This window comes from Actinosynnema sp. NPDC002837 (genome assembly GCF_040295345.1).
GTDB lineage: Bacteria > Actinomycetota > Actinomycetes > Mycobacteriales > Pseudonocardiaceae > Actinosynnema.
The window spans coordinates 1-6124 of record NZ_JBEOVG010000174.1 but is presented as its reverse complement, the minus strand read 5'-3'; the positions used below and the strand labels follow the sequence as shown (position 1 = coordinate 6124).

The window sequence follows — 6124 nt, the reverse complement described above, 5'->3', positions numbered from 1 at the left end:
CTCCACGCGATGCGCCTGCCTTTTTTCGCCTCCCCCCCCCGCCGCGCGGGGCCGCGACCGCAATTCGGGGGGCGCCCCGTCGCCGTGCGGGCCACACTCGCCCGAATGGCAGATTCTTTCGAGGACCCGGACCTGGCCGCCTACTACGACCTGATCAACCAGTTCGGCGACGACGACCGCTTCTACCTGGAGCGGGTGCTGGCCGCGGACGCCGTGCTCGACGTGGGCTGCGGCACGGGCACGCTGCTCAAGGCCGCCCGCGCCAGTGGGCACACCGGTCGGCTGGTGGGGCTCGACCCGGCCGAGGGCATGCTCCTGCAGGCGCGGCGCGACCCGGGCGTGGAGTGGGTGCGCGGCGACCTCGGCACGGTCGCGTTCGACGGTGAGTTCGACCTGGTCGTGATGACCGGTCACGCGTTCCAGATCTTCCTCACCGACGACGAGGCGCGCGCCCAGTTCACCGCGATCCGGCGGGCGCTCAAGCCGGACGGGCGGTTCGCGTTCGAGACCCGCAACCCCGGCGCGCGGGCGTGGGAGCGGTGGACGCCCGAGAACGGCACCGACATCGTCGGCCCCGACGGCGAGCGGGTGCGCGTCGAGCACTTCGTGGAGAGCGTCGAGGACGGGCTCGTCACGATGACCGAGACGTTCAGCAGCCCGGACTGGCCGCACCCCCGCGTCGACCGCGGCACGCTGCGGTTCACCGACGCCGACCACCTCGACGCGCTGCTGCGCGAGACCGGCTTCGACGTGGCCGAGCGCTACGGCTTCTGGGACCGCGCGCCGCTCACCCACACCAGCCGCGAGATCATCACGATCGCACGACCAGGTCCGCTCCCGGCAGGCGACCGTCGCTGACGACCAGCGCGCCGGCCGCCCGCACCAGCGGCAGCACGGCGGACAACGCCTGGTGCGCCAACGACTCCCCGGTCGGCAGGGCCGGTTCCACGGCGTGCAGGCCGTGCCGCTCCACCGCGGACAGCTCCGGCAGGCCGAACGTGACGTCGTGCAGCAGCAGGCGGACCCCCATGCCGCCCAACGCGACCAGGTTGTCCTCCACCGCGTCCAGGTCCTCGGCCGGTGCGGACAGGCACCGCGCGGACAGGCTCAGCCACAGCAGCTCCGGCGGCAGCCCCGAGGAGCGCAACGCCTCGGCGACCGGCGCGGTCAGGTCCGGGTCGCGCGACTGGTCCGGCGACAGCCGCACGAGCACCGGCAGCCCTTCGGCCGCGGCGAAGGCGCACGCCTCGTCCAGCACCCACTCGGCCAGCTGGCCGCTGAGCCCGAGCTCGTCGGCGAACCGCAGGCACTCCTCGTGCGACACCGGGCCGTACTCCGCCTCGTGCCACCGCAGCCGGGCCGCCACCGCGACCCGTTCGCCGTCCCGGTCGACCGGCGGGTAGTCCAGCGCGATCTCGCCGTTCTGCAACGCGCCGGGCATGGTCGCCACCAGCGACAGCCGGGCGCGGTCGCGGGCGTCCCGCCCGGCGTCGTAGATGCCCCACTGGCCCTTGCCGCCGCTCTCCGCGCGGCGCAGGGTGCTGTGCGCCTGCCGCAGCAGCGCCATCGCGTCGGACCCGCGCGCCGACGTGCGCACGAATCCCATGCCCGCGGACACGCCGACGCCGTGCCCGGCCAGCCGCACCGGCTCGACCAGCGCGGCCTCGATCGCCTCGGCCAGCGCGGGGATGCCCGGCGTCGTGGGCGAGTCCTCGATCAGCACGACGAACTCGTCGCCGCCGATGCGCGCGACCGTGGCGTTCTCCTCCTCCGCCACCACCGCGGTCAGCCGCCGTGCCACGACCCGGAGCAGCTCGTCGCCCGCCTCGTAGCCGAGGCCGTCGTTGACGATGGCGACGCCGTCCACGTCCAGGTAGCACAACGTGATCGAGCCCGGCCGGCCCAGCGCCTGCTCCAGCCTGGGCAGGAAGCTCTGCCGGTTCGGCAGCCCGGTCAGCACGTCGTGCAGGGCCTGGTGGCGCAGGTAGTCGCGCAGCACCCGCTGCTCGGTGGTGTCCTCGACCACGGCGACGTGCCAGCGCGGCCGGCCGTCGGCGTCGCGCACCACCGACAGCGCCACCTCGGTCCACATCGGCTCGCCGGCCGCGTCGGTGAACCGGCGCTGCGTCCTGACCTCGTCCGCGGCGGACGGCGTGGCGGTGAACAGGGTCGCCAGCTCCTCCGGCGGCAGCATCGCCTCCAGCGCCGGGTTGGCGCCCACCAGCGCGCCGCGGGCGTCGAAGATCGCGATGCCCGCCGTGGAACCGACGAAGACCTGCCGGAACAGCTCCGGCAGCGCCCACGCCTCGACCGCCGTGGGAGCGCTTCCCCCGGCGGTGGTGACGCGGACTGGCTCGGTCATGGGTGGGTGTGCGGCGGTGGGTGAAGATCAGGTCACCGCGCATCTTCCGGACCCGTGGCCACCGGCGTCAAGGTTTCACCGGATCGGGTTAAACACACACCCAGTCGGTCATCACCGTCGTGCCGCCGACCTCGCAGCGGAACCGGACGGGTCCCGACGGCGGCGGGCCGAGCAGGAACATGCCCAGCTCGTCCAGCTCCGCCTCCTCCACCGGCCCGGTCGCGGTGACGAGCGCGACCCGGCCCGGCCCCGCCGGCAGCACCTGGCCCGCGACACCCGCCTCGGTCACCTCGACCTGCACCGACACGCCGTCGGCGTCGAACACGAGCTGCCGCGCGGTCTGCGTCGCCCGCGCCCGGCCCGCCAGCTCCGCGTCCAGCACGGAGTCGTAGCTGGTCAGGGCGATCAGCTCGGCGTCGACCGTGCGCCACGCGAACGCCGCCCGCGCGGCGTCGAGCAGGTGCTCGGGCACGTCGCGCTCCTCGGCGAGCGCCTCGCCGAGCTCGCGCAGCAGCACCTCATCGCTTTCCCACCCCGGATCGTCCCTCAACACCGACCACACCTCCTCCGCCCACCGGCCGCGGCTCGACCAGCTTCAGCACCGCGGGAGTCTTGCGCAACTTCTCCAGGCACCTGATCCGGGTGGGTCCGATGCTGCCCACCGGCATCGCCAGCTGCTCGGCGAGGACCGCGTAGCTCGGCGGCGGGTCGGCCATGAGCCTGGCCAGCAGCACCCGGCACGGCTCCGACAGCGAGCGGAATCCCTCGCGCAGCGCCTGCCGCCGCTGGGCGGCCTCCAGCTCCTCGTCCAGGTCCGCGACCGCGTCGTCCGGGCTCGCCGGCTCGTCCTCGGACCGCGGGTCGTACGGCAGGGTGCGCTGCTGGACCCGCAGCACCCGCAGGCACTCGTTGCGGGCGGTCGTGGCGATCCAGCCGGGCAGCGCGTCCGCCTCCCGCAGGTTGCCCAGCTGCTCCACGAGCCGCAACCACACGGTCTGGTGCACGTCCGCCGCGTCCGCGTGCCGCAACCGGTGCCGGTGCACCACCGCCAGCACCAAGGGCGAGAAGCGCGCGACGATCTCGTTCCACGCGCGCTGGTCGCCCTCCGCCGCCGCGCTCACGAGCGCGCCGATCGGCGAAGCAGGGGTCACGTCCCCTCCTCTGGTCCAGGGGATGCTGCGCCTCCGCCCCGGTCTGCGCCGGCGCGGACCCCAGCCGGGTCACGGACTTCGGATTCTTCGCTGCCACACACTACGGAGTCGCGACCGGGTCGCGAGATACAGCGTTGACGGCTGCTGCTTCGCCGGTGGCGGCCCGGTCGCCTGGAAGCCGACCTCGCGAGGCGTCGGGCCGGGTCCACGTGATCGGCCTACTCGACCAGCACCCCGTAGCCGGGGAAGAACTCCGGTCGCCCGACCAGCAGGTGGTCGCGGGCCTGGACGGCGGTCAGGCCGCGCTCGGTCATCGTCGCGGCGATCCGCCCGGCCACGTGCGGCGCGGCGAACGAGGTGCCCAACCAGTAGGCGAACCGGTCGAAGACGTCCACCGGCAGGCCCGGCAGCTCCCACCGGCCCTTGAGGAACGTGCTGGTCCGGTTGCCGACCGCGCACGCGTCGACCCAGTGCCCGTGGTTGGCGTAGCAGGCCGGCGCACGGCTGCCGTCGCGCTCCTCGGCGACCCCGGACACGGCGACGACGCCGGGCAGCGCCGCCGGCCAACTCGGCCGCGTGGTGCCCTGGTTGCCCGCCGAGGCCACCACGACGACGTCGCGCGGCAGGCCCGCGAGCGCCCGGCGGATCGGTTCGGAGGCGGTGTCGTCCTGGGTGAAGCAGCCCATCGAGATGTTGACGACCTGGACCTTCTCGTCGAACGACGACAGCGCCCGGGCGAACTGCTCCTCGGTGCCGAGACCGTTCGGGTCCAACGCCTTCTCCGGGTCGAACCGCACGCCCGGCGCGGCTTGCCGGACCACGCCCGCGACGAACGTGCCGTGGCCGCCTTCGAGGGCGAACACGTCGGTGTGCCGGTAGGCGGCGTCGACCTCGTCCGCCTTGGGGACGAACGCGTCGCCGAGCCACCGCGGGTGGTCGATCGCGGCGCTCGCCGAGATGCCCGTGTCCACGATGCCGACCACGACGCCGCGGCCGAGGTCGGTGCTCGCCGGGTCCGGGTCCTTCAGCGGCGTGCCGACGCGCGGCGGCTCGCCCGGGTTGCCGTGCATGTTGCCGCCGTGCCCGACGAGCACGTGGTGCGGCTGCACGTACGGCGTGCGCTCGCCGGGCCACTGGGCGGGGTCGCGCAGCAGGCGGACGATCTCCGGGATGTCGTCGGAATCGCGGGCCAGCACCAGCCGGGCCATTCCGGCGAAATCCCGGCCGCGGGAGTTGCCGATGTTGTTCTGCGCGAGTTTCCGGGCGACCCGGTCGACGTCCTCGGGAATGGTCAGCAGCTCACCGGCGACGAAGAGGAATTCCCGGCCGCGCTCGGGGTGGAGGCGGTAGCTCTTGTGGTCGCGGATGGCCTGTTGGAAGGCCTCCTGGTAGAGCCCGGAGCGATTCGATGGTTCGGACACCGAGGCCTCACAGCGACGTCGACGGGTGCCGGGTGTGAGCAAGCTACCACAGCCGACTTGGTAATAAGGTGGGTTCGTGGCAGGGGTTTCCGCCGCCGCAGCGCTGGAAGCCCGGCAGCGGGACCCGCGGGCGGCCATCGAGATCGGCCGGTCCGCGCTGCGGGCGGCGCGGGCTTCCGGCGACGACGAGGAGGCCTCCGCCGCGCAACGCGCGATCGGTCTCGCGTTCCGCGAGTTGCACGAGTTCGACGCGGCGCTGCGCCACTTGCGCCATTCCGTGCGCGTCGCCGAACGGGCGGGATCGGCGCGTTCGGCGGCACTCGCCCGGATGAGCCTCGCGTTCGTGCTGTCGAACACCGGGCGGCACGCCCAGGCGTTGCGCGCGATCAACGCGGCGCTGCCGAACCTGCGCGGCGTGGACGCGGGCAGCGGCCGGATGCAACGCGGCCTGGTGCTGCACTACCTGTGCCGGTACGACGAGGCGTTGCGCGAGTACAACGCCGCGATCGAGGTGGTGCGCCGGTTCGGCGAGCGGCTGGTGGAGGCGCGGGCGCTGAACAACCGCGGGCTGCTGCGCGCCTACACCGGCGGCCTGCGCGCGGCGGACGAGGACTTCGACCGCGCGGCCGCGCTCTACCGGGACCTCGACCAGGCGCTCGCCGTGGCCGACGTGCGGTGGAACGCGGGCATCTCCGCGTCGCGCGCGGGCGACGTGCCGCGGGCGTTGACAATGTTCGCCGAGGCCGAGCGGGAGTACCGGCGGCTGGCGGTGCCGCGGCCCGCGCTGCTGATCAACCGGCTGGAGCTGCTGGTGTCCGTGCCGCTGCTGGAGGAGGCGCGGGCGGCGGCCGACCGGGCGTTGGGCGAACTGGGCGGCGACCTGGTGCTGGCCCGGTCGGAGGCGTTGTTCTACCGGGCCAGGATCGCGTTGCTGGAGGGCGACCTGGACCGGGCCGTGGAGATGGCGGTGGCCGCCCGCAAGGGCTTCCGCCGCGAGAAGCGCGAGGTGTGGGCGGAGGGCGCGCGGCACGTGGAACTGCGCGCGGCCTACCTGAGCGGGCAGCGGACCAGGGCGCTGGTGACGGCGTTGACCCGGGTGGCGGGCCGGCTGGACGCGCTGGGGTGGCGGATGGCGGGCCTGGAGGCCCGGGTCGACGGCGCGCTGGTCGCCCGCGACCTCGGCGACCGCT

The 6124-nt window shown here is 74.1% G+C and carries 6 protein-coding genes; 2 read left to right on the top strand and 4 right to left on the bottom strand.

What is annotated here, in order from left to right; all coding sequences use genetic code 11:
• Positions 1-105 precede the first annotated feature (105 nt).
• Complete coding sequence (locus ABTZ99_RS44325) at positions 106-858, top strand: class I SAM-dependent methyltransferase (protein WP_499619169.1); 753 nt, start codon at positions 106-108, stop codon at positions 856-858.
• On the opposite strand, the gene ABTZ99_RS44320 is transcribed toward ABTZ99_RS44325, so the two are convergent.
• From ABTZ99_RS44320 to ABTZ99_RS44305, 4 genes are all read right to left on the bottom strand, one after another.
• Complete coding sequence (locus tag ABTZ99_RS44320; protein ID WP_498783397.1) at positions 812-2362, bottom strand: diguanylate cyclase domain-containing protein; 1551 nt, start codon at positions 2360-2362, stop codon at positions 812-814. The genes ABTZ99_RS44325 and ABTZ99_RS44320 overlap by 47 nt on opposite strands.
• A gap of 88 nt (positions 2363-2450) precedes the next feature.
• Positions 2451-2915: a hypothetical protein gene (locus ABTZ99_RS44315; RefSeq protein WP_498783398.1), complete on the bottom strand. Its 465-nt coding sequence runs from the start codon at positions 2913-2915 to the stop codon at positions 2451-2453.
• Positions 2881-3513, bottom strand: a complete 633-nt coding sequence (locus tag ABTZ99_RS44310) for an RNA polymerase sigma factor (protein ID WP_498783400.1) — start codon at positions 3511-3513, stop codon at positions 2881-2883. Before ABTZ99_RS44310 ends, ABTZ99_RS44315 begins: the two co-directional genes overlap by 35 nt.
• Positions 3514-3731: 218 nt before the next feature.
• Positions 3732-4934 (bottom strand): S8 family peptidase, encoded by a 1203-nt coding sequence (locus tag ABTZ99_RS44305; protein WP_499619166.1) that lies wholly within the window; start codon positions 4932-4934, stop codon positions 3732-3734.
• Between the two features lie 76 nt (positions 4935-5010).
• Here ABTZ99_RS44305 and ABTZ99_RS44300 point away from each other — a divergent pair.
• Positions 5011-6124: tetratricopeptide repeat protein (locus tag ABTZ99_RS44300; protein WP_499619164.1), on the top strand; the 1114-nt coding region annotated here is incomplete at its 3' end.

Excerpts from the sequence above, each read along its gene's own strand:
- ABTZ99_RS44325 (WP_499619169.1), top strand. The coding sequence starts at position 106 with ATGGCAGATTCTTTCGAGGACCCGGACCTGGCCGCCTACTACGACCTG.
- ABTZ99_RS44320 (WP_498783397.1), bottom strand. The coding sequence starts at position 2,362 with ATGACCGAGCCAGTCCGCGTCACCACCGCCGGGGGAAGCGCTCCCACG.